Annotated in this window: 19 protein-coding genes and 1 tRNA gene; 16 read left to right on the top strand and 4 right to left on the bottom strand. The window is 67.8% G+C overall.

From position 1 onward, the window contains the following. The first annotated feature begins 194 nt into the window (after positions 1–194). Positions 195–268, top strand: a tRNA-Lys gene (locus tag Aple_RS18090). A 428-nt stretch (positions 269–696) separates the two neighbouring features. On the opposite strand, the gene Aple_RS18085 is transcribed toward Aple_RS18090, so the two are convergent. Next, on the bottom strand, positions 697–1,425 hold the full coding sequence (locus Aple_RS18085; RefSeq protein WP_246264558.1) for a TetR/AcrR family transcriptional regulator: 729 nt from the start codon (positions 1,423–1,425) through the stop codon (positions 697–699). Between Aple_RS18085 and Aple_RS18080 the strand changes: the two genes are divergently transcribed. The 4 genes from Aple_RS18080 to Aple_RS18065 are packed head-to-tail and all read left to right on the top strand — an operon-like array spanning position 1,415 to position 5,656. Next, the gene (locus Aple_RS18080) at positions 1,415–1,633 is read left to right on the top strand and encodes a hypothetical protein (protein ID WP_170321539.1); all 219 of its coding nucleotides are present in this window, start codon (positions 1,415–1,417) and stop codon (positions 1,631–1,633) included. The two genes, Aple_RS18085 and Aple_RS18080, sit on opposite strands and share 11 nt — an antisense overlap. Next, complete coding sequence (locus tag Aple_RS18075; protein WP_155345783.1) at positions 1,630–2,430, top strand: alpha/beta fold hydrolase; 801 nt, start codon at positions 1,630–1,632, stop codon at positions 2,428–2,430. Before Aple_RS18080 ends, Aple_RS18075 begins: the two co-directional genes overlap by 4 nt. Before the next feature lie 36 nt (positions 2,431–2,466). Next, on the top strand, positions 2,467–3,582 hold the full coding sequence (locus Aple_RS18070) for an FAD-dependent monooxygenase (RefSeq protein ID WP_155345782.1): 1,116 nt from the start codon (positions 2,467–2,469) through the stop codon (positions 3,580–3,582). Between the two features lie 7 nt (positions 3,583–3,589). Then, on the top strand, positions 3,590–5,656 hold the full coding sequence (locus Aple_RS18065; RefSeq protein ID WP_170321538.1) for a prolyl oligopeptidase family serine peptidase: 2,067 nt from the start codon (positions 3,590–3,592) through the stop codon (positions 5,654–5,656). Positions 5,657–5,693: 37 nt separating this feature from the next. Here Aple_RS18065 and Aple_RS18060 read toward each other — a convergent pair whose 3' ends face one another. Beyond that, entirely contained in the window at positions 5,694–6,917 is a 1,224-nt protein-coding gene (locus Aple_RS18060; RefSeq protein WP_155345780.1) for a PucR family transcriptional regulator, read from the bottom strand. A 183-nt stretch (positions 6,918–7,100) separates the two neighbouring features. On the opposite strand from Aple_RS18060, the gene Aple_RS18055 reads away from it, so the two are divergent. The 7 genes from Aple_RS18055 to Aple_RS18025 all read left to right on the top strand — a co-directional run bounded on the left by Aple_RS18055 (position 7,101) and on the right by Aple_RS18025 (position 14,213). After that, positions 7,101–8,324, top strand: coding sequence for a sarcosine oxidase subunit beta family protein (locus Aple_RS18055; protein WP_246264556.1), 1,224 nt, complete (start codon positions 7,101–7,103; stop codon positions 8,322–8,324). A gap of 37 nt (positions 8,325–8,361) precedes the next feature. Then, positions 8,362–8,682 (top strand): sarcosine oxidase subunit delta, encoded by a 321-nt coding sequence (locus tag Aple_RS18050; protein ID WP_155345779.1) that lies wholly within the window; start codon positions 8,362–8,364, stop codon positions 8,680–8,682. Then, a complete protein-coding gene (locus Aple_RS18045) occupies positions 8,679–11,540 on the top strand; it encodes a 2Fe-2S iron-sulfur cluster-binding protein (protein WP_155345778.1) in 2,862 nt (953 codons plus the stop codon). The genes Aple_RS18050 and Aple_RS18045 overlap by 4 nt, the downstream gene beginning before the upstream one ends. Beyond that, the gene (locus tag Aple_RS18040; RefSeq protein ID WP_155345777.1) at positions 11,530–12,126 is read left to right on the top strand and encodes a sarcosine oxidase subunit gamma; all 597 of its coding nucleotides are present in this window, start codon (positions 11,530–11,532) and stop codon (positions 12,124–12,126) included. The genes Aple_RS18045 and Aple_RS18040 overlap by 11 nt, the downstream gene beginning before the upstream one ends. Beyond that, positions 12,123–12,461, top strand: coding sequence for a formyltetrahydrofolate deformylase (locus Aple_RS18035; protein WP_155345776.1), 339 nt, complete (start codon positions 12,123–12,125; stop codon positions 12,459–12,461). The genes Aple_RS18040 and Aple_RS18035 overlap by 4 nt, the downstream gene beginning before the upstream one ends. Positions 12,462–12,540: 79 nt before the next feature. Next, on the top strand, positions 12,541–12,939 hold the full coding sequence (locus tag Aple_RS18030) for a cupin domain-containing protein (RefSeq protein ID WP_155345775.1): 399 nt from the start codon (positions 12,541–12,543) through the stop codon (positions 12,937–12,939). A 17-nt stretch (positions 12,940–12,956) separates the two neighbouring features. Next, positions 12,957–14,213, top strand: a complete 1,257-nt coding sequence (locus Aple_RS18025) for a metal-dependent hydrolase family protein (protein WP_170321537.1) — start codon at positions 12,957–12,959, stop codon at positions 14,211–14,213. Between the two features lie 529 nt (positions 14,214–14,742). Here Aple_RS18025 and Aple_RS18020 read toward each other — a convergent pair. Then, positions 14,743–15,456 (bottom strand): alpha/beta fold hydrolase, encoded by a 714-nt coding sequence (locus Aple_RS18020; RefSeq protein ID WP_155345773.1) that lies wholly within the window; start codon positions 15,454–15,456, stop codon positions 14,743–14,745. 165 nt (positions 15,457–15,621) lie between these two features. Between Aple_RS18020 and Aple_RS18015 the strand changes: the two genes are divergently transcribed. Further along, positions 15,622–18,255, top strand: a complete 2,634-nt coding sequence (locus Aple_RS18015; RefSeq protein ID WP_155345772.1) for an FAD-dependent oxidoreductase — start codon at positions 15,622–15,624, stop codon at positions 18,253–18,255. Positions 18,256–18,275: 20 nt separating this feature from the next. On the opposite strand, the gene Aple_RS18010 is transcribed toward Aple_RS18015, so the two are convergent. Continuing rightward, positions 18,276–19,304, bottom strand: coding sequence for a LacI family DNA-binding transcriptional regulator (locus Aple_RS18010; protein WP_218038382.1), 1,029 nt, complete (start codon positions 19,302–19,304; stop codon positions 18,276–18,278). Positions 19,305–19,641: 337 nt separating this feature from the next. On the opposite strand from Aple_RS18010, the gene Aple_RS18005 reads away from it, so the two are divergent. The 3 genes from Aple_RS18005 to Aple_RS17995 are packed head-to-tail and all read left to right on the top strand — an operon-like array spanning position 19,642 to position 22,697. Next, entirely contained in the window at positions 19,642–20,925 is a 1,284-nt protein-coding gene (locus Aple_RS18005) for an ABC transporter substrate-binding protein (RefSeq protein WP_170321536.1), read from the top strand. Further along, positions 20,918–21,865: a carbohydrate ABC transporter permease gene (locus Aple_RS18000; protein ID WP_155345769.1), complete on the top strand. Its 948-nt coding sequence runs from the start codon at positions 20,918–20,920 to the stop codon at positions 21,863–21,865. Before Aple_RS18005 ends, Aple_RS18000 begins: the two co-directional genes overlap by 8 nt. Continuing rightward, positions 21,858–22,697, top strand: a complete 840-nt coding sequence (locus tag Aple_RS17995) for a carbohydrate ABC transporter permease (RefSeq protein ID WP_155345768.1) — start codon at positions 21,858–21,860, stop codon at positions 22,695–22,697. Before Aple_RS18000 ends, Aple_RS17995 begins: the two co-directional genes overlap by 8 nt. Positions 22,698–22,705 lie beyond the last annotated feature (8 nt).

The raw sequence follows: 22,705 nt of genomic DNA, 5'->3' as shown, positions 1-22,705 counted from the left end.
CCCCAACGCCCCCGCCAGGAACACCGACGTCGCGATCCCGTCATCCGCCAGGTAGTCCACCCCCCGCAGCCGCTCCCCAACCTCCGGAACCCCCGCGAACCACGACATCCCAGCTCCCTCACCCGGACCGAATGTTGTTCTACTTTAACCCGTTTCGACCGCCCGTCGCAGTGCGGTAATCTTGAGGAGTTCAAGCGCCGCTAGCTCAGTTGGTTAGAGCAGCTGACTCTTAATCAGCGGGTCCGGGGTTCGAGTCCCTGGCGGCGCACGCAAAAGAAACCCCAGTGCACATGTTGTGGGCTGGGGTTTCTTTGCTTTCTGATCGACTTTGGCAAGCTACACCGGGCTCCTACGGGCATTTTTGATCTTCGGTGTGCTCCGTGTGTGCTCGAGCGTATCGATGTCGTATTCACGGAGATCGTTGATCTTCACTAGCATGGTTACGCTATGTGATGGGTGAGGCCTCGCGGGATGTTGGTGTGTCCGTCAGCCGAAAACTCGGTGCCTTGCTGGTCCTATTCCATGGGTCCGCTGCCGCCTCCAAGTCGAGCAGGCGTAAGGATCGCCGGTGATATGAACCAGAGCCACTGACTGACATCCGGCTCCGAATCTCACCACAAAGCCAGTGACCGCATCTTGGGAGATGGTGGCTAGAACGCAGCCGCCACCAGAGCGGGCTAGGACTGATCGAGCATCCTACGGCGTAGTGGCGTGGATGCCGGCCAAGACGACGTCGACAATCTTCTCGGCCACCTCGCGGGTGAAGGGGTGGCGTCGCCGGTTGATGTATAGGTACACCGGCCCGGACAGCAGTTCGGTGAGGAAGTAGCTGTCAACAGGGGGGATTTCTCCCTTGTCGACGGCGCTGTCGAATCGCCGGCGGGCGGTGTCGAGTCGTTGGTCGTAAGCAACCCGAACTGCCTCATCGAGATCCGTGTTCCCGGGAGACGCGATGGCGGCCTGCGACAGGGCCCGGCCGATCGAGCTCGACAGACGCTCGGAGAACACCATCAAGAAGTCGACCAGGTCGCGGCGGAGGTTGCCGGAGTCGCGGAGAGGTGCAGAGTCCTCCGCGTACTGCAGCAGCGCGTCGCTGACGAGTTCGGCGCGGTCCGGCCAGTTGCGGTAGACGCTGTTCTTGTTGACTCCGGCGAGTTCGGCGATCTCTTCGTAGCGCAGGCCAGCCACGCCGTTTCGGGCAACGAGCTCCGTCGTCGCCGCGAGGATCTGCGACCGCACCCGAGCGTTACGGCCGCCCGGTCGGGCTGCCGGTCGTGTGCCGGCGTCGGTCGTCTCTGCGGTCTCCACGTTCTCCGGCACGCCTCTGATTTTCACATCTACCTCTCTGTAGACACCAGGGTGGATCGCGGCTACCTTAAAGCGACGATCAGTCTCTTTTAAGGATGTGAGCGTTGTGGAGCCCACCTATCCGAGCGCCCCGGGCGACTTCGTGCTCTTCCAGACGGTCGGCACCGCGGAGCCCCTCACTCCGCACCGCATCCGCAACGTGGGTGACACGGCGGTCACCCACTACATCATCGAGTTGATCAGCGAGCGATCGCCGAGTGAGATGCCCGGGGAGACCAACGGCCGGGGAACGTTCGTCGACGGGAACTCCGGGGCGCAGGCATGACCACCGCGCTGAACACGGTAAAGGCCGGCGAGATCGAGATCGCCTACGCGGAGTCCGGTGCCGGCGAGCCGGTGATCCTGCTGCACGGCGGCGAAAGCACCCACATCCAGTACGACACGTTCCGGCCCCTGCTCGGTGACGGCATCCGTGCGATCGCCTACGACCAGCGCGATTCCGGAGCGTCGGTCAACCCGCCCGACTCGTACGGCATCCCCGACCTGGCCGAGGATTGCGCCGCGCTCATCAGGGGACTCGGGTACGAACGAGCGCACATCTTCGGATCCTCGTTCGGTGGCTTCATCGCCCTGCAGGTCGCGGTATCGGTGCCCGACGTCGTGCAATCGCTGACGGTCGGCGCCACCTTCTCCGACGCCTCGGCCCTGCAAGCACCTGTGGCCTCCGAGATCATCGAGCTGTCGCCGTCGCAGCGCGATGCGCAGATGCTCGCCTTCGCCCTGTCCGAACGCGGGCAAGCGGACGAGAAGTTGGTGGCCGAACTTCGGTCGATATTGGTCCACCGCTCACCGGAGGCGGATGCGCGGCGACTGGCCGCGATCCCAGGCTTCGACCTCACCAAACGCCTACCCGAGATCACGGCGCCGACCCTGCTCATCTACGGCGAGGACGATCCCGCGGCTCGTCCCGAAATCGGACAGAAGATCGCCGACGCGATCCCTGGGGCGAGGCTGGAGGTGATTCCGGGGGCGCGCCACGGAATCACGATGGAGTTCGCACGAGAAACCGCCCAGTTGCTCCGCGATTTCGTGCTCGCCCACCCGTCGCAGCCAGCGCGGTAAAAGTCCCCGGCTCATCGTCACTGTTGTGGAGATCGCATGAAAATTCTTGTCTCCGGCGCGGGCGTCGCCGGCCTCTCACTCGGGCGTGATCTCGGGATGCGAGGTCATCACGTCACGATCATCGAGCGGGCGGATCGGCTCCGTGGCAACGGTTCGCCCATCGACGTCCGCGGCGATGCGATCGAGGTCGCCGAGAAAATGGGCATCCTGCCCGCGGTCCGCGACGCGCGTATCCGAATGACCGAGCAGGTGCATTTCGTCGACGAAGACGGCACGGCCGTCGGCAGGTTGCCCGCCGACATCGGCGATTCGTCCGACGACATCGAGATCGCCCGCGAGGACCTGTCCCGGATCCTGGCCGACGCGCTGCCCGAAACCGTGGACCTGCGTCTGAGCGAGTCGGTGAACTCGATCGCCGAGCACGACGACGGCGTGGATGTCGGGTTCGCTTCCGGCAATTCGGAGAGCTTCGATCTCGTCCTCGGCGCCGACGGTATGCACTCGGCGGTGCGGCGGCTCGTGTTCGGTCCGGAGCAGGACTGGATTCGGCATCTCGGTCTCTACGTCGCCATCATCGACATGCCCGGCGAGGCTGATGCCGAAGCCGAGCGGATCAATCCCATGTACAGCTATCCCGGGCACCTGGCCGGCATCGCCCGGTTCAAGGACAGGGCAATCGGTCTCCTGATGTTCGCGTCGGATCCCATCGACTACGACTACCGCGACGTCGAAGCGCAGAAGAAAATCCTGTTCGACCAGTTCGCCGAATGCCGCTCGTGGAAGGTCCAGACGATCCTCGACGCGGTGCGCGCTGATCCCGATATCTACTTCGATTCGGTCAGCCAGATTCACATGCCCACCTGGCACCGGGGCCGGGTCGCGCTCGTGGGCGATGCCGCCCATTGCGCATCCCCTCTCGCGGGCCGGGGCACGTCCCTGGCGATGACCGGGGCTCAGTTCCTCGCTGAGGAGCTCGAGCGATCGGATGGAGACCACGTCACGGCGTTCCCGCGCTACGAGGCCCGCCAACGGCCTTATGTCGAATTCGCCCAGGGCACGGTCGAAGGTGGTGGTGCGCTTCTCGTGCCACCCACTCAGGAAGCGATCGTCGCGCGGAACCAGCTGCTCCAGCCGGTCGCGGTCGGTCAGTAGCGCGCCGATGGGGCCCGATAGCGAATACACCCGGCCGCTGACGCGTGTGTGTGACGCTGCCGATGAGCTCGCCGGATCGACGATTCCAGACCCTTACCGCTGGCTGGAGGACGACAGCGAAGAGACCCGCCAGTGGCAGGCGGAACAAGCAGCGCTGGCGGCACGCTACGTGCGGGACAGGGGACAGCTGGACGCCGTGCGCGAGTCGGTGCTGCGGCATCGGGCCCCACGGTTCGCCGACGTTCCGGTTCAGACGAAGTCCGGATGGTTCCGATCCGAGGTCGTGGAGGGCGTGACCCGCGTGGTGGTCGGGCGCGAGCCGTATCGGGACGAACGGATCGTCGTCGAGTTCCCTGCCGAGGAACTCGGCTCCGAGCCTCCGTCCCTGCCGTGGTTCGCACCGTCCCCGGACGGCGAGGTCCTGGCCGTCGGCATCTGCCGGGACGGGAGCGAACACAACCAGATCGCGTTGTACGACGTGCGCACCGGGGCGCGGCTCCCGGACAGCATCGAACGCGTCCTGCACGACGGCTGGGTCGGTGGCGTCGTGTGGCTTCCCGACTCCAAGGCATTCTTCTACCTGGCCCTCGTCGGTCCGCTGTCCGATTTTCGGCAGGAGGTCTTCTACCACCGGCTCGGCGAACCTGCCGCCACGGAACCCGAGAAGGTCCCGCTGCCGGAGGACTTCCGGGAGTACATCCTCGTCCAGATTTCCGACGACGGACGCTGGGCAACCGCAGTGGGTGGCCGGCGCGCACCCGTTGCCCTCGCTCGCTGTCGACTGACCGCCATGGGACGAGAGTGGGAGCCGTTCGTCACGGTGGCGGACGGCGCGTTCTACGGACACATCGTCGGCGACGACTACGTAGCGGTGACGACGGTCGGCGCCGACCGAGGCCGAATGGTCTCGGTCGCGATGGATTCCGTCGCCCCGGCCGATCCTGGAACGTGGCGCGAAATCGTCGGAGAGTCGGATGCGGTCATCCGCGGCACGACCCGCGTGGGCGATGAGCTCTACGTGTCGGAGTGGATCGACACCTACTCGCGCGTGCGGGTGATCTCGCCTGACGGCGCCGAGGTGTGCCGTCTGGAACTCCCCGGCAAGGGTGCGGCGGGCGAGCAGGCGCAACCGTTGATGCAACTGGTGGCCCGCGTCGGCCAGGAGCACTTCGTTTTTCCGTTCGCGACCTTCACGGCGTCGTGGGGTGTCTATCGGCATGACCGCTCCACCAACCGGCTCGACGTGCTGCGCGAACCTGCGGTGCGGCTCGACGGCGTGACTGTGGAGGATCGGTGGGCCACGTCGGCGGACGGGACTCGCGTCCCGTACCACGTCGTCTCGCGGTCCGACGTGGCCGAACGGCCGGACCGGCCGACGCTGGTCTACGCACACGGTGGCTTCAACGTTGGTCTCTCGCCGGTCTACCAGATACAGGCGGGGGTGATCGTCGACGCAGGTGGGACCTACGTGCACGCACACCTGCGCGGCGGGGGAGAGTTCGGCCTCGCCTGGTGGAACGGAGGGCGCCGCGACTGCAAGCAGAACACGTACGACGATCTCTACGCAGTCGCCGAGGACCTCATCGCGAGCGGTACCACGTCGAGTTCCGCGCTCGGGTTGACGGGCTTCTCCAACGGAGGACTCACCGCGTGCGTCGCGGTGACCCAGCGACCGTCGCTGTGGCGGGTAGCAGTTCCCCGGGTACCGATCACCGATCTCCTCGGCGCATTCCGGTCGTCGTATCTCAGCGTCACGGCACGGGAGTTCGGCGAGACGGCCGACGCGGACGGCGTCGCGCACCTCATGTCGATATCGCCGTACCACCTCGTCCGAGATGGCACCGACTATCCCGCCGTGTACGTCGATGCCGGCGTCAACAATCCGCGGTGCCCGCCGTGGCAGGCCCGGAAATGGGCCGCCCGGATGCAGGCGGCGCAGGCGGGGACCGCGCCGATTTTGCTCCACATCTGGAACGACGCGGGACACGGCTGGGCAACGCCCGTCGAGGTCGAGATCGCGCAAGAGACCGAATGGCTGGCATTTGTTCTGAACGAACTCGGTGTCCGCCTGTGAGGGGCCGCGACCCGTCAGGATCGGCTCGTCGCGGCGGTCACCGCGCCGCGGAGAGGCCGAGCAGACGCGCGATCTTGAGGCTCTGGTGCAGGGCGAGGCGGTCTTCGCCGTTGTCCAGGTCGACGTCGGCGATCTCCTGGATGCGGCGCAGCCGGTAGTACAGGCTGGCGCGCTGGATGCACAGCAGCTCCGCGGTGCGTTTGGCGCTGCCGGCGTTGTCGAGGAAGGTCTCGAGCGTTGACGTCAGGGCGTCGTTGCCGGAGTCGTGATCGCGGAGCTTGTGCAGTCCGGGGTGCAGGCTGAGGCGCAGATCCTCGGGAGTGACCCGGGCGAGCAGGCTGTAGACCCCGAGTTGCCGGTGGTGCACGACGCTGCCGAGCACTCGGACGACAGAGGCGACGTCGGTGGCCCTCCTCGCCTCGACGTAGGAGGCATGGCAGTCGGCGAGCGCCTTGCGCTTGTCTCCGATGCCGACCCAGCATTCCGGCCGCGCCCGTCCGGTCTCGCGGTCGACGGTGTCGCGAAGTATCGTGCCGAGGTCGGTGAGTCCGGCTTCGGATCTCGGACCGAGGTGCGACACGATCAGCACGCCGTGATCGGGCCGCTCGAGCTGGATGGCGTGGCCCGCCGGAAGCCGCCGCCGCGCCCGGTCCAGCCCCACGGCGATGGCCAGCCGGTCCTTGTCGGCCAGCGGCTCCGCGGCGGGGTGCGGCATGGTCACGGCGAGCACGGCGACGGGCCCGGCGGCGAGCAGGTCCTCGTCGACGAGGCTGGCGGCCGCCTCGCTGCGCAGCTGCGGGTCGGTGGTGAGCAGATCGCGGGCGAGTTCCCGCTCCCGGCGGCGATCGAGCTCGCCGAGCAGGAACCGGCGGTGCAGCACCAGCGCCGCGTCTTCGGCCGTCTCGCGCAGCAGGTCCGCGTGTGCCTCGCTGAGGGGCCCTTCCGATTCCAGCAGCCACAGGAAACCTTGCAGGACGTTCTCGTATCGCACGGGGATCCCGATCCGCGCGATGGCGAGGCCGAGTTCCGGCCGTGCGGGAAGGGTGAAGATGTCGCGGGACTCCCAGGCCCCGAAGCTGGCGACGTACTGGAGGAATGCTTTCGGGAACGCCCTGCGCACGAGCGACTCGACCCGCGCCGGATCGACCTCACCCGGATGCGTCGTGGTGACGAGAATGTGGAGGTTGGAGTCGTCGAGCGCCACCGATCGGCCGAGGCGGTCGCCCACGCTGTCGACGAGCTGCTGCAGGTCCGCGATCACGGGCCAAGGCTAGCCTCATTGATTTGACAAAAACAACCACCTCACATTTTGACGTTTCTCGGTTATGGGCTGCGGGCCCGCCTGGCTACGTTGGCCTGGTCAACACAATGGTCGACCCATGAGTGCGAGGCAGTGGCGATGTCCGGAGACCGAGGCGGGAGCGTGGGGGGCTCGAGCGCGCTCGTGAGCGAGTTGCCTGAGCATGCGTCATTGCTGTGGCGTAATCCGGACCCGAAGCCGTCGTACGACGTCGTGATCGTCGGTGGTGGCGGGCACGGCCTGGCGACCGCCTACTACCTGGCGAAGCAGCACGGCATCCGCAATGTCGCGGTGCTGGAGAAGGGGTGGCTGGCGGGTGGCAACATGGCCCGCAACACCGCGGTGATCCGATCGAACTACCTGTGGGACGAGAGTGCCCGTATCTACGAGCATTCGCTGCAGCTGTGGGAGACGCTCGAGCAGGAGCTGGAGTACCCGTTGCTGTTCAGCCAGCGCGGGCTGCTCGGACTTGCGCACAACGTGCAGGACGTCCAGGAGGGCAAGCGGAGGGTCTACGCGAACCGGCTCAACGGCATTGACGCGCAGTGGCTGGAGCCGGACGAGATCGCGAAGGTCTGTCCAATCGTCAATCTCTCCCAGGACATTCGTTATCCGGTTCACGGTGCGACGTTTCAGCCGCGGGCCGGTATCGCCAAACATGATCACGTGGCGTGGGGCTTCGCTCGGATGGCGGACCGCCTCGGTGTGGATCTCGTGCAGAACTGCGAAGTCACCGGCATCGACGTCCGCCAGGGCCGGGTGGTGCGAGTGCAGACGACCCGGGGGGCGATCTCGGCTGAGAAGGTGGCGTTGGCGACGGCCGGGCACTCCTCGGTGGTGGCCGGCCTGGCCGGCATCCGTCTGCCACTGCAGAGTCATCCGCTGCAGGCGCTCGTCTCGGAGCTGCTCGAACCGGTACATCCGACGGTGGTGATGTCAGGATCCGTGCACGTGTACGTGTCGCAGGCCCACAAGGGCGAGCTCGTCGTCGGAGCCGGCATCGATGCCTACACCGGGTATGGCCGGCGGGGGGCGTTCCACATCATCGAGCGGCAGATGGCCGCCGCGGTGGAACTGTTCCCCGTGTTCGCCCGGGCGCATCTGTTGCGCACCTGGGCCGGCATCGTCGACGTGTCACCGGACGCGTCGCCGATCGTGGGCCTGACGGACGTCGAGGGACTGTATCTGAACTGCGGCTGGGGGACGGGCGGATTCAAGGCGACGCCCGGTATCGGCTGGTGTCTGGCCGACACCATCGTTCACGACGCGCCCCACCCGTATGTCGAGCCGTTCACTCTGGAGCGGTTCACCACCGGTGCGCTGATCGCCGAGCACGGCGCGGCCGGTGTCGCGGGCGTCGCCCACTGACCGCCCGACCGCGCAATCTGTTCTGTGGAGCTGTGTGATGCTGCTGATCAAGTGCCCGTGGTGCGGGCCCCGCGACGAGGTCGAATTCCGCTACGGAGGCCAGGCCCATCTCGCGTACCCGCCCGACCCGTCGCGGCTGACGGACGCGCAGTGGGCGCATGTTTTGTACTTCCGGGACAACCCGAGCGGGCCGTGCGCCGAGCGGTGGCTGCACGTGGCGGGATGCCGTCAGTGGTTCAATGCGGTACGCGACACGGTCACGTACGAGATCCTCGCGGTGTACCGGCCGGGCGAGGCGGCACCGCCCCTGACCGGCGCGGCCCCGGGCGGCCCACGCGCAACGGACGCGGCTCGATGACGCCGACGCCCCGGGTACCGGGCCGCGGCCGGGTCGTTTCCGGCGAGACGCTGCGATTCCGCTATGACGGTCAGGACTACACCGGCCGCCGCGGCGACACGCTGGCCTCGGCCCTGCTGGCCAACGGGGTGCACCTGGTGGGGACCAGCATCAGGTACGGCCGGCCGCGCGGCATCTTCGGCGCCGGTGTCGAGGAGCCGAACGCCCTCGTCCAGATCGAGCAGCCGTTCGGCGAGCCAATGCTCACTGCGACCACGATCGAGCTGCACGACGGGCTGATCGCGCGCGGCCTGCGGGGCCGGGGCCGGCTGTCGCCGGACCCCGACCCGGCCCGCTACGACGCGATCCACGCGCACTGCGATCTACTGGTCGTCGGCGCCGGGCCGGCCGGGCTGCTCGCCGCGCTGACCGGGGCCCGCGCGGGCGTCCGGGTGGTGCTGGTCGACGATCAGCCAACGGCCGGCGGAGCCCTGCTCGGCGGTACCGAAACGCTCGACGACGCCCCCGCGGCGGACTGGGCCGCCCGGGTGGTCGCGGAGCTGGCGGCGCATCCGCTGGTCCGGGTGCTGCCGCGCACGACCGCGCTCGGCTACTACGACGGGCTCGTGCTGGCGCTGGAGAAACGCACGGACCATCTGGGCGAGTCCGCCCCGGCACGGACGTCGCGGCAGCGCGTCTGGCGGATTCGGGCCCGGCACGTCATCGTAGCCACCGGGGCGCACGAACGGCCGATCGCCTTCGCCGACAACGATCGGCCGGGAATCATGCTCGCCTCCGCCGCCCGCGGCTACCTCAACCGCTTCGGCGTACTGGCCGGGCGGCGGGTGGCGGTGTTCACGACCAACGACAGCGCCTATGCCGCCGCGATCGACATGGCCGACGCCGGGGCGAGGGTCGCCGCGGTGATCGATGCTCGCGCCGCCGCGCCGGCCGCCTGGGTCGCGCAGTGCCAGCGGCGCGACATTGAGACCCGGGCCGGTCAGGTGGTGATCGGCACCACCGGCCGGACCCGGATCACCGCCGCGCACGTGGCCGGCTGGGCGGACGGGAAGCCGAGCGGCGGCCGCGACGGCGTCGCCTGCGACCTGCTGCTGGTGTCCGGCGGCTGGAACCCGACGGTGCACCTGTTCAACCACGCCGGCGGCGCGCTGCGCTACGACCCGGCAATCGGCGCACTCGTTCCGTCGGGCCCCCGGCCCACCGTCCGGGCCGCTGGCGCGGCCAACGGCGTGTTCACGCTGTACGGCTGCCTGCGCGACGGGGCCGAGGCCGCGCGGGCGGCGCTCAGCGCGCTCGGGCGCAGCAGCAGGGAGGCGACATTGCCGGCCGCACCGCCACCCGGGCCGGGAGCTCCGGCTCAGGTGCTGTGGTCGGTACCCGATCCCGACGACGAGGCGTGGGGTGCGACCGCCTTCGTCGACCTGCAGCGCGACGCGACCGTGGCCGACGTGCTGCGCGCCACCGGGGCGGGTATGCGCTCGGTCGAGCATGTCAAGCGGTACACCACGATCGGCACCGCACATGATCAGGGAAAGACCTCGGGCATGCTCAGCACCGGTGTGCTGGCCGGGTTCTTCGGCGTCGATGTGGCGGAGCTCGGCGCGACCACGTTCCGCCCGCCGTACCTGCCGGTGGCGTTCGCCGCGCTCGCCGGGCGGGACCGGGGACAGCTGTTCGACCCGGTCCGGTCCGGGCCGCTGCAGGCGTGGCACACCGCCAGCGGCGCGGTGCTCCAGGACGCGGGGCAGTGGAGGCGGCCCCGCTACTACCCGCGGCCGGGCGAGGACATGCCGGCCGCGACGGCGCGCGAGTGCCGGGCCGTGCGCGAGCAAGTCGGGCTGACCGACGCCTCAACCCTGGGCAAGATCGCCGTTCACGGGCCCGACGCTGCGATCCTGCTCGACCTGATGTACACCAACCTCATGAGCAGCTTGAAGGTGGGCTGCATCCGCTACGGCGTGATGTGCGGTCTCGACGGGGTCGTCATCGACGATGGTACCGTCGCGCGGATCGCCGAGCACGAGCATCTGCTCACCACCACGACCGGCGGTGCCGCACACGTCCTCGACTGGATGCAGGAGTGGTCGCAGACCGAGTGGCCGCACCTGCGCGTCAGCCTGACGGCAGTGACCGAGCACTGGGCGACCTTCCCCCTGGCCGGCCCGCGCGCCCGGGACGTGCTCGCCGCGGTCGCGCCCGGGCTCGGCCTGTCCAACGCGGCGTTTCCCCACATGACCTGGCGCGACGCCGAGGTCGTGGGAGTGCCGGCCCGGCTGAGCCGGATCAGCTTCTCCGGCGAACTGGCCTACGAGGTCAGCGTCGACTCCTGGCACGCGCAGTCCGTGTGGGAGGCGTTGCTCGCCGCGGGCGAGCCGTTCGGGATCACCCCATACGGCCTGGAGGCGACGCTCGTGCTCCGCGCCGAGAAGGGCTTCCCGATCATCGGCCAGGACAGCGACGCGACCACCACGCCCCACGACCTCGGCCTGGCCTGGGCCGTGTCGGACAAGAAAACCGACTTCATCGGCCGGCGGTCGTTCGCCCGCCCGGAGAACCGGCGACCCGACCGCAAGGGCCTCGTCGGCCTGCTCCCGGCCGACCCGCGGGTGCTGCTGCCCGAGGGCGCTCAGCTCATCGCAACGAGCGTCGTACCCGAGCCGCCGGTGTCGATGCTGGGCCACGTCACTTCGAGCTACTACAGCGTCGCGCTGGACCGCTCGTTCGCCCTGGCACTGGTCCGCGGCGGGTCCGAGCGGATCGGTGAAACGCTCTACGTGCCGGTAGAGGACACCGTCATCCCGGTCACTGTCACGGACCGGGTGTTGTACGACAAGGAGAACGCCCGCCGTGACGGCTGATCTCATCATCGCCCGCAGCCCGCTCGAGGAGTGGACGTCGGCCTTCGCCCGGTTGCCCGCCGGCATCGCCCTGCGCGAGGTGCCGCTGCTGACGCAGCTGTCGTTGCACCTGTTCGCCGACGGCCCGGCCGCCGAGGCCGTCACCGGGGTGCTCGGAACGGCGCTGCCGACGACGCCGTGCACCTACCTGGCCACCCCGGACATCGCCGTGCTCTGGATGAGTCCGCGCGAGTGGCTCGTCCTCGCCCCGCCCGCCCGCCCGCAGGAGCTCGCGCGGTCGCTGCGCGCCGCCGTCGGCCCGGAGGCCGGCGCGATCGTCGACGTCTCGGCCCAGCGGACCACCCTGGACCTCTCCGGGCCCCTGGCGTCCGAGGTGCTCGCCCGCGGGTGCTCGATCGACCTGCATCCGAGCGTCAGCCCAGCGGGGACGTGTGCGCAGACGCTGCTCGCCCTCGCCCGCGTGGTGCTGCTCGTCCGGGACGACACGGCGACCGATTTCCGGCTGCTGGTCCAGTCCTCCTACGCGGCCTACGTGGCGGCGTGGTTGTTGGACGCCTGCGCCGAATACCGGGACGACGAGTCATGAGCGATGCGCCCGCGAACTCCCACTTCGTGCTGACCGTGCGGTGCCCCGAGCGGCCAGGGATCCTGCACGCGATCACATCGTTCTTCGTCGAGCACGGTTGCGACATCAGCGAGCACCAGCAGTTCGACAACACCTTCCACGGACAGGTGTTCCTGCGCACCGGCTTCACCGGACCGCCGGCCGGGATCCCGGTGGAGCGACTGCGCGCCGCCTTCACCCCGACCGGCGATGCGTTTCAGATGGCCTGGCAGCTGTACGACGCGTCGCGGCGCCCCCGCTTGTTGATCATGGTCTCCAGGTTCGACCACTGCCTCACCGATCAAGCCGGCCGCTGAAGCTGGGTGCCGCTCAACGGCAACCGTACCGTGATCTTCGACTGACACCGAACGCCAACCCGGACCGAAGGAGAACAGAATGAGCGAGCAGACCTATTCACCCGCCGTCGGAGGGGTGATCCTGTACGAGAACGCGCGGGTCCGCGTCTGGGAGATGACCCTCCAACCCGGTGGGCAGTGCGAATTCCACCAGCACCATAACGACCACATCATCCTGTATCCGCAGGACGGCACCCTGCAGGGGCAGGAGGCGGGCGACGCCGACTGGGGCATCATCACCGAGCCCGTGCCCGGCTTCGTGCTCTTCCGCACCGTCGGCACCACGGCCCCGCTGCCCCCGCACCGGCTCCGGAACATCGGCGACTCGCCGGTCGTGCACTACATCATCGAGCTTCTGGAAAAGTCACCGAGCATCGAATCGCAGCCGTATGAGCACAATGACCGCGGCCGGTTCGAGCTCCCCTCCCGCACCGACTGAACCGGAACGAGAATCCATTGGGATACACCGTCCGCGCCGGGACGCTGTTCGACGCCACCCGTGACGAACCCGAGCGCAACGTCATCATCGCCGTCCAGGGCGAACGATTCGGGACGATCTCGCCCAGGCCCGCGCACCCGGGTCCGGGCGACGACCGTGACCTGGACCTATCCGGCTACTTCGTGCTGCCCGGGTTGATCGACGCCCACACGCACCTCGGGCAGGCGCTACCGGTCGCAGCCATACGCGACGAGGGCCTGCTGTCGGTGGCCGGCATCGCGGCGGGGATCTTCCGCAACTGCGGGCTGTGCCTCGACGCGGGCGTCACTACCGCCCGCGACCTGGCCGGTCTCGACGGAGGCATCGTCCAGGCGGTCGACGCGGGCCTGCTGCGGGGACCGCGAATCTTCCCCTCCGGGCCGGCGCTGGCCCAGACCGGCGGCCACGGCAGCGGCCACACGCCCTACCGGATGACCGACGCCGCGCTGTGCATACCGGGCCTGTTCCAGCGAGCACTGGTGTGCGACGGCGCCGACAGTGTCCGGCTCGCGGCGCGGACCGCCCTGCGACGGGGCGCGACTCAGCTCAAGGTATACGGCAGCGGTGGCGTGGTCTCCTTCGCCGACGGCCCCGGAGACGTCCACTTCACCGTGGACGAACTGCGGGCGGCGGTCGAGGAGGCCGAGGCGCGCGACACCTACGTGACTTCGCACGCCCACAACGTCGAGGCCATCCGGCGGGGCCTCGCGGCCGGAATCAGATGCTTCGAGCACGGCACCTATCTCGACGAACCGGCCGCGCAGCTTATGGCGCGTCACGGCGCGGCGCTGGTGCCCACGTTCATGGTGGTGGCGGTGATGCGCGAGCGCCGCGACGCCTGGGGGCTGAGCGCCGAGGTGCTCGACAAGCTCGCCGGCGTCGGCGAGGCGATGGCGAATGCGCTGCGTCTCGCCCGAGCGGCGGGAGTGCGCATCGGATCCGGGTCGGACCTGCTCGGTGCCGAACAGGCCGGCCGGGCGCTGGAGATCGAATTGAAGTCGCGCGTCATCGGCTTCAAGGAGGCGCTGCGCGCCGCGACCCTCGGCAACGCGCAGATCATGGGCATTGACGGCGACCTCGGCTCCGTCGAGCCCGGCAAGCTGGCCGACCTGATCGCCGTCGACGGCGATCCCCTTGCCGATCCGGCCGTGCTCTCGGATCCGGACCGGGTGAAGCTCGTCATGAAGGCGGGCCAGGTCGTCAAGGACATCAGGTCCCGGAAGTTTGATGACTGAAGCTGCACCGGCGAGGTGAACAGGCGATGTTTCCGATCAGGGCCGCCACGACGGCCGGCGCGGTCGAAACCGCCTAACAGCGACTCCTGTGCGGGCGACGCTCGTACCGGGCTGTGCTCGGCGAAGGCACCCGAGCGATCGCCCACGACCAGCGGGATACCGGACACATACGCAATCCGAAGACGCATGCCGGTTCGGGTGTCCATCAGCAGCGCCCGAACCAGATGACGCGCCCGCGGAACCTGATCGACCGTACCGGGGAAAACCTTCCGCCACAGCAGCGCACTCTGATAGCTGCGTCCCCGTACCGAGGCCCAGACCGGCTCCGGCCGAAGCTCGAGAAACCCTGTTTCTCCCATGTCACCGTCCCCTCCGTCCCAGGTACGGTTGATCGACTCGGAGCTATTTGTCCAGTCCAAAGTCCTGGGACCTGACGGTATGCCTCCGCCCGTCTGTGGTGTTTTCGATCTTCGGTGTGCTCGCGGTCGGCGACCTCCGGTGAGGGCCGACACCTCATCGCGCTTTCGCTTTATGCGTTCTCACTCGCCGCCTTTTCAATGAGGGCCACGGTCGGGTCCGGATGTGAGACGAACACCAGGTGCGAGGCGCCCTCGACTACCTGGACCTTCGCGCCGGAGCGCTGGGCCATGAACTCCTGCGCCGCCGGCGGGATGATCCGGTCGGCACCGCTGATCAGGTTGTAGTTCGGGATCGTGTGCCAGGCCTGCGGGCCGGCGGCGGGCTCGCCGAGGGCGGCGCCGGTGGCCGGGCGCTGCGTGATCGCCAAGAGCGCGGCTTCCTCGGCGGGCAAATCCCCCGCGAAATGGGGATGGAACACTCGCGGGTCGATGTAGAGGTCGACCTGCCCGCCGGGCAGTGGCACGGGTTTGAGGGACTCGCCCACGGTGCTGCCCGGGAACTTCTCGACCAGCCCCTGGACGCTCTCGCCCGTCTCCGGCACGAACGCCGCCAGGTAGACCAGCGCCTTCACCTCGGGGTTCCCGGTGGCGGCGGTGGAGATGACGGCGCCGCCGTATGAGTGGCCGACCAGCACGATCGGTCCCTCGATGCTGTCCAGCAGAGCCTTGACCTGCTCCGCGTCGGAGGAGAGCCCCCGCAGCGGGTTCGGCGCGGCGACGACCGGATAGCCGTCGGCGACAAGTCGCTTGACGATCGCGGCGAAGCCGCTGCCGTCCGCGAAGGCTCCGTGCACGAGCACGATTGTCGGTCTCTTGTGTGCCATTCCTCTACCTCTCATGATGCGATAGCGGAAAGCTACGCTGACGCACTGAACGGGAAATGGACGTGAACGAGCGCCGTTCCGCAGCGGGATTCCCAGATCGTTCAGTCCGTATCAAGTCGGCTCCGCCAATCTGGCTCCAGGAGGACGGACTAGCCAGGGGCGTGGATGGTCGCGTACGAGGAAGCCGACGTTGAGGAAGCCGACGTTGAGGAAGCCGACGTTGAGGAAGCCGACGTTGAGGAAGTAGACGTCGTCGTGATCGGTTCGGGTATGGGCGGTCTCGCCGCGGCCCGTACGATCGCGCAGTTCGGCGGGAAACGCGTTCTTGTTCTCGAGCAGCACTACACGCTCGGCGGGATGACGCACGAGTTCTCCCGGGCCGGGCGATACCAGTTCGGCACCGGGCTGCACTACATCAGCGCGAACGCCGGCCCATTCCTCGAGTTCATGACGGACGGGCGGGTGCAGCTCTCGCCACTGCCGGACGACTACGACGTCCTGCACTTCCCTGGGTTCGATTTCGCCGTCCCCGCCACGAAGGAACGGTTCCGGGCGCGTCTCGCGGAACGGTTCCCGGCCGAGGCCGACGCCATCGACGGCTTCTTCCGAACCACACGCCGGGCCATGGCCGGGCTCGCGGCGCGCAATGTCTTCGCGTCCTTCCCCGCCGGCGTACGAAAAATGGGTTTGCCCATTGTCGAGCGGCTCTTCCCGTCGACGTATCGATCGTTGTGGGATCAGGTCTCCCGCAGCTTCCGCGATCCGCGTCTGCAGGCGGTTCTCGCCGCGAGGTGGGGTCTTTACGGCATTCCGCCTGCATCGAGCGCGTTCGGCTATCACGCCGCGGTCCCGCTGACCTTCTTCATGGAAGGGACAGCGCACCCCGTGGGCGGGCCCAAGGAGCTCAGCCGGATCATTCTGGAGATCCTGGAGCGGTACGGCGTGGTGCTGCGCCCCCGGCAACAGGTCAACGAGATCGTTGTCGAGCGCGGCAAGGTGGCCGGTGTCGACGTCGAGGACACCGGCACCGGTCGGCGCTACCGCGTACGAACGAACACCGTTGTCTCGGCGGCCGGGGTACGCAACACGTACGCCCTGATCGGAAAGAGCCAGGAACTGGCGGACCTGCCCGGGGAACCGTCGGCGGTCATGCTGTTTCTCGGGATGGACCGGTCGCCGACCGTGTTCGGGATACGCGGCGAGAACCACTGGTTCATGCCGGACCTCGACGACCACAACGGCTTCCACCACCCACCCGGGGAAGGCACGCTGTACGTCTCGTTCGCCTCGCTCAACAACCCGGCCGCCCGGTTCCACACGGTGGAGGTGCTGGAACTCGTCGATCCCAGGGCGGTCGACCAGTGGCGCGGGACGCCCGCGGAAGAACGACCGGACAGCTACCGCAGGCTCAAGGACGACCTGACCCGGCGGCTGATCGCCCGCCTGGAGGACCGATGGCCCGGCTTCGGGGAGGCGATCGCATTCGCCGAGCTCGCGACGCCGCTGTCGTTCGAGACCTATCAGCACAGCGTTCTCGGCTCCTTCTACGGTCTCGCGGCGACGCCCCAGCGGCTGCGGTCACCGCGGGCGGGATGCCGTACGCCCGTCAAGGGTCTCTTCGTGGCTGGGCAGGACGCCTGGGGCTCCGGCGTGGTCGGGGCGCTGGCCGGCGGGCTGATGGCCGCGAACGCGGTGCTCAAGCCGCGGCAGCTCGGGACCATGTGGCGAGCCATCCGCTCCGGCGGGGCACCCCCGGACCCGGCCACGCCCTGGCATGGATACCTGCGGGTGGCCGCGATCGAGACGCTGACCCCGACGGTCCGGCGGATCCGCCTCGGACCCCTGGACACCGGCGCGATGCCGTTCTCGTTCACCGCCGGGCAGTACCTGAAGGTCGACCTGCCTGTCGCCGTCGAGCCGATCGAACGCTCGTACTCGATCTGTAGTGGCCCCGGCGAGAACGGCTTCGTCGAGATCGCGGTCAAGCACGAGCCCGACGGGCTCGGCTCGACCTTCCTGCACGAAGCGCTGGAGGCCGGTCAGGCGTTGCGGGTGAGCGGCCCGCACGGCGAGTTCACTTGCGATCCCCCACATGACCTCACGGCCGGAACGCTGTTGCTGATCGCCGGGGGCGTGGGGATCACGCCACTGATGAGTGTGCTGGTCGCAGCCGCCGACGCTGGTCACACCGGGCGGATCGTGTTGCTGGCCAGCTTCCGGACCGAGGACGAGGTCGCCTTCCGGCCGGAGATCGAGGCGCTGCGGGAACGCCTGCCCGGGCTCGAGGTGTCGATCTTTGTGACCGGGCGGAAAGGCCGGATCGGCGTCGACGCGCTCCGTGCGTACACCGAAGATGCCTACCGAGTCCACCTCTGCGGACCGGCATCGATGATGCAGGACCTGATCGGTCACCTGACGGAACTGCGGGTGCCGCGCGAGGCCATCCACACCGAGGCGTTCGTGTCCGGCCGGAGCAAGGAGACCCGCCAGGAGAAGTCGCACGCCATCGCCCTGGCCGCCGCGGCGGCCGGCGTCACCGAGTTCACCATCGGCATAGTCGGCGGGGACCCGGCGTTCCCCTGTCACCCCGGACAGTCGGTCCTCGACGCCGCCAACGACGCCGACGTCCCGCTGCCCCAATCGTGCGGCGAAGGCGCTTGCGGCACCTGCCGCGTACGGGTCACCTCCGGCGCCTACGAGACCGACACCCGGGGGATGTTCTCCACCGACGAGCTGGCCGCGGGCTGGCGGCTGGCCTGCCAGACCCTACCCACCGAGGATCTGATGATCGCCCCTTAGCAGCGCCGCCACCAAGGCTGTCATTGGCGCGCTGGTGTTGCTACTGAGGCCCGGTGGACGATCGGGCATGGCAGTTCCAGGTGCTGGATGGGCAGGTCATGGTGTTCGAGGCGTTCGACCAGGTGCTGCACTGCCCAGACGCCCATCTGGTAATGCGGGAGCTGGAGTGTGGTGAGGCCGGGATGCAGTCCCTCGGCGATGATTTCCTGGTTGTCGATGCTGATGACGGACAGGTCTTTGGGGATGTCGAGGTTGAGTTCGCGGGCGGCGCGGTAGACGCCCATGGCCATGCGGTCGTTGTAGGCGAAGATGGCGGTGGGCGGGTTGGAGCCGGTCAGCAGTTGCAGGGCGGTTCGATAACCGCCGCTGGTTTCGGAGACGTCCGCCGCGACCAAGTCGCCGGTGAAGGGAATGTCTGCGGCGTTCAGGGCGTCGCGGTGTCCGTGGAGGCGACCGAGGGTTGCGGGTACCTGGTCGATGTTGGTGACGAAGCCGATGCGCCGGTGGCCGTGTCGGATGAGTTCCTGGGTGGCCACGCGTCCGGCGTTGTACTCGTCGGGGACGACCGAGGGCAGTGAGGCGTCGTCGGATGTGCAGTCCAGCAGGACGAGCGGTGTGCGGCCCAGGGAGGCAGGTGTGCTGACGCGGCGGTGGTACCACGTGGCGTAGATCACGCCGTCGACTTGGTGCTGGAGCAGGGTGCGGATCTCGCGTTCCTCGACGTCGGGGTCTTCGCCGGTGCTGTACAGCATGAGGACGAAGCCGAGCTCGGCGGCCTTCTCCTGGGCGCCGAGGATGATGCCGCCGGCGAACGGGGTGGTGGCGATGCGGTCGCTGAGCAGCGCCAGGGTCTGGGAACGCTGACGGCGCAGGCCGCGGGCCAGCCCGTTGGGTGTGTAGCCGAGCAGGGCGGCGGCCTCTTCGACACGACGTCGGGTTGCCTCGTTGACGCGGGCGCTCGAGACTCGGTTGAGCACGTGCGACACGGTGGTAGGGGACACGCCGGCCTGTAAGGCGACATCCTGGATGGTCGGTCTCGGTGTGGCCACGCTACGGCCCAACTCCTTCGCATGGTCGACACAGCCGTTTGCCAAATCGCTTTGGCAAAATTTTGCCGCCTCGGCCGGTATGGCGTCAAGGGGTGTCGCCGCATGACGTCCCGGTTAATCGGAGATTGCGGGCGAAGTCTTGACCGCAGGTTTCGGGGCCTGCTCTACTTCCGGAGACAAAACCATTTGGCAACGTTCGGCCGAGCGGATGGCGACTGGCCACTGACTCGGCGTGACTGTTGCGCGGCGCCCTCCCGTCGTGGAGTGCTGCTGTTCCCCTGGCGTCTTCGTGTAAGGAGCGCGGTGTGTGATGTACGTCAGTAAGAGATTCGCTGCGGTGAGTGCGGCTGTAGGGGTCAGCCTGCTGCTCGCCGCCTGTGGCAGTGACACCGGCACGGGGGCAACGGGGGTGAGCGGGACCTACCAGGCGCCCGCCTCGGACACGCGAGCGACCTTGACGATCTCGAACTGGGGCAATCCGGGCGACGAGAAGTTCTACGACGCCGCGATCGCCCGGTTCAACCAGCGGTACCCGAACGTCCAGGTCAAGAACAACTTCACCCAGGTGGTCAACTGGGGCGACTACATCAACAAGATCCAGGCGTCGATCGCGTCCGGTGACGCCCCGGACGTCATCAACATGGCGACCGAGGGGGTGGAGTACGGCCTGGACAAGACGCTGTTCCAGTCGTTGAACAACTTCATCAAGCAGGACAGCTCAGTGCAGGAACTGGTGAGCGATGTCAGCCCGGCCCTGCTGAACGGCTTCAGCAAGGATGGGCAGACCTATCTGCTGCCGAACAACTGGAACACCATGCTGGTGTACTACAACGCGGCGCTGTTCGAGAAGGCGGGAATCGCGCGGCCGAGCGACACGTGGACGTGGCAGGACTTCCTCGCCATCGCGAAGAAGCTGACCAGCGGCAGCGGCGGCAACCAGGTGTACGGCTTCAGCATCCCGACCTACACATTCGCCTACATGCCCTGGATCTACTCCAACAACGCCTCGACCGCTTCGGCGGATCTCAAGACCCCGACGCTGGACGCGCCGGGCACGGTCGAGGCGATCCAGTTCCTCGCCGATCTGGTGTTCAAAGAGAAGGTCGCACCGAACCCGACCGGCGGCGACCCGACGTCGCTGTTCCAGGCGGGCAAGGTGGCCATGACCGCGGCCCCGGCGAACCTGGCCGCGACATTGGTGGCCAACAAGGACTTTGAATACGACGTGCTGCCGATGCCGACGAACAAGTCGAACACGACCGTGTTCGGCGCCGCCGGGTTCGCCATGTACTCGGGCTCGAAGAACAAGGATCTGTCCTGGGAGTTGCTCAAGGAGCTGGCCAGTCAGCAGATGCAGACGCAATGGGCCGTCGGGGGAACATCGAACCCGACGACCAAGACCGCGCAGCAGTCGGAGGATTTCACCAAGAACAAGCCGCACCCGGAACTGTTCTACAACCAGATCGACCATGCCAAGCCGGTGGCGGCGCCGCCGTTCTTCGGCGCCATGGATGCCGCCTTCCAGAAGGCCATGACGTCGGTGTACGCCGGCGGGGACGTCCGCTCGGCGCTGAAGCAGGCCAACGACGAGGTCAAGTCGACCGTGGCGCAGAATGGCTGACACGGCCGTGGTTCGGCCGCCGGCGGATGCCTCCGCGGCATCCGCCGGCGATCCGGGCAAGTCCCGGCGCCGCCGCGAGGCGTTGAACGGGTACCTGTTCGTCGGCCCGTCGGTCATCGGGTTCCTGGTGTTCATCCTGGGCCCGCTGCTGGCGGTGATCTACTTCAGCTTCACCCGCTACGACGCGATCTCGCCCCCACAGTGGCGGGGGTTGGCCAACTTCGAGCGCCTGTTCACCGACGACCGGCTGCGGGAGGCGTACCTCAACACACTGATCTATGTCGCCGCAGCAGTGATCTTGATCAACGGTATCGCGCTGCTGCTGGCAGTGTTGATCAACCAACGCCTGCCCAAGCCGCTGACCTTGATTTTCCGTTCGGTCTACTTCTTCCCGTCGCTGGTCTCGCTGGTCTACGTCTCGTTGATCTGGCAGGCGCTGTTCCAGCGTGACACCGGTCTGGTCAACTACTACCTGGACACGGTGGGCGGTGAGCCGGTCAACTGGCTCAACAGCACGTCGACATCCCGCTGGACCGTCGTCATCGTCGACACATGGCGCAACGTCGGCTTCGCCATGTTGATCTACGTGGCGGCCCTGCAAGACGTGCCCAAGGCACTCACGGAGGCCGCGCAGCTCGACGGGGCCGGCGTGGTCACGCAGTTTCGGCGCATCATCGTCCCGATGATCTCTCAGGCGATCTTCTTCAACGTCACGATCACGGTGATCGGCGCGTTCCAGATCTATGAGTCGGTGATCGTCCTGACCAACGGCGGCCCTGGCGACTCCACCCGCAGCGTCGTCATGTACCTCGCCGAGCAGGCGTTCTCCAACTTCCAGGTCGGTTACGCGTCGGCCATCGCGATCACGTTGTTCCTCATCATCCTCGCCGCCACGCTCATCCAGTTCCGCATCCGCCGTTCGTGGGTCCACTATGAGTAACCGTCCGCGGATCCGCCCAAGCGTTGTGGTTTCGGTCATCGTCCTGACCGTCGGCGCGTTCGGCATGCTGGCGCCGTTCCTGTTCATGATCGTGACAGCGCTCAAGAGCGCTCAGCACGCCTACGACCTGCCGCCGAACTGGATTCCCCGGGAGTTTCGGTGGGAGAACTTCGCCGCGGCGGTCAACGGGCCGTTGCCGCTGCTCCGCAACATGTTCAACAGCTTCTTCATCGCCACGCTGACCACGCTCGGGATGCTCATCACCGCACCGATGGCTGGCTACGCGTTCGCCCATCTGAGATTCCCGGGTCGCAACAGCCTGTTCGTGCTGCTGCTGGCCTCGCTCATGGTGCCGGTGCAGGTGACGGTGATCCCGCTGTTTCTCATCATGCGTAACCTGCACCTGATCGACACGCCGTGGAGTCTCATCCTGCCCGGCATCACGGGCGCGCTCGGCGTGTTCATGATGCGCCAGTTCTTCCTCGTCATCCCCAAAGAGCTGTTCGAGGCGGCGACCGTCGACGGCGCCAACGCCTGGACCACCTACCGGCTGGTGGCGCTGCCGCTGGTCCGTAACGGCCTGAGCGCCCTGGGCATCGTCACGTTCCTGGCCAGCTGGAACGCGTACTTCGCCCCGTCGGTGTTCCTCAACAGCCAAGATTCGGCGACGCTGCCGCTGGCCCTGGTGCTCATGCGCGGACCGTTCAGCACTGGACAGCTCAATGTCATGATGGCCGCCACCACGCTGGCCGTCATCCCCGCGCTCATCGCTTACCTGTTCGCCCAGCGCTGGATCATCGCCGGTCTGACGTCCTCTGCCGTCAAGGGCTGACCGCAAAC

Origin of the sequence: Acrocarpospora pleiomorpha, assembly GCF_009687885.1 — a bacterium.
In the GTDB taxonomy this organism is placed as follows: Bacteria; Actinomycetota; Actinomycetes; order Streptosporangiales; family Streptosporangiaceae; genus Acrocarpospora; species Acrocarpospora pleiomorpha.
This window is presented reverse-complemented; position numbering and strand designations above follow the sequence as displayed.

What these genes read in the sequence shown, in the direction of transcription:
- Aple_RS17995 (WP_155345768.1), top strand. Translation starts at nt 21,858, where the DNA reads ATGAGTAACCGTCCGCGGATCCGCCCAAGCGTTGTGGTTTCGGTCATC.
- Aple_RS18075 (WP_155345783.1), top strand. Translation starts at nt 1,630, where the DNA reads ATGACCACCGCGCTGAACACGGTAAAGGCCGGCGAGATCGAGATCGCC.
- Aple_RS18015 (WP_155345772.1), top strand. Translation starts at nt 15,622, where the DNA reads ATGGTCGCGTACGAGGAAGCCGACGTTGAGGAAGCCGACGTTGAGGAA.
- Aple_RS18050 (WP_155345779.1), top strand. Translation starts at nt 8,362, where the DNA reads ATGCTGCTGATCAAGTGCCCGTGGTGCGGGCCCCGCGACGAGGTCGAA.
- Aple_RS18070 (WP_155345782.1), top strand. Translation starts at nt 2,467, where the DNA reads ATGAAAATTCTTGTCTCCGGCGCGGGCGTCGCCGGCCTCTCACTCGGG.
- Aple_RS18065 (WP_170321538.1), top strand. Translation starts at nt 3,590, where the DNA reads ATGGGGCCCGATAGCGAATACACCCGGCCGCTGACGCGTGTGTGTGAC.
- Aple_RS18045 (WP_155345778.1), top strand. Translation starts at nt 8,679, where the DNA reads ATGACGCCGACGCCCCGGGTACCGGGCCGCGGCCGGGTCGTTTCCGGC.
- Aple_RS18020 (WP_155345773.1), bottom strand. Translation starts at nt 15,456, where the DNA reads ATGGCACACAAGAGACCGACAATCGTGCTCGTGCACGGAGCCTTCGCG.
- Aple_RS18030 (WP_155345775.1), top strand. Translation starts at nt 12,541, where the DNA reads ATGAGCGAGCAGACCTATTCACCCGCCGTCGGAGGGGTGATCCTGTAC.
- Aple_RS18035 (WP_155345776.1), top strand. Translation starts at nt 12,123, where the DNA reads ATGAGCGATGCGCCCGCGAACTCCCACTTCGTGCTGACCGTGCGGTGC.
- Aple_RS18000 (WP_155345769.1), top strand. Translation starts at nt 20,918, where the DNA reads ATGGCTGACACGGCCGTGGTTCGGCCGCCGGCGGATGCCTCCGCGGCA.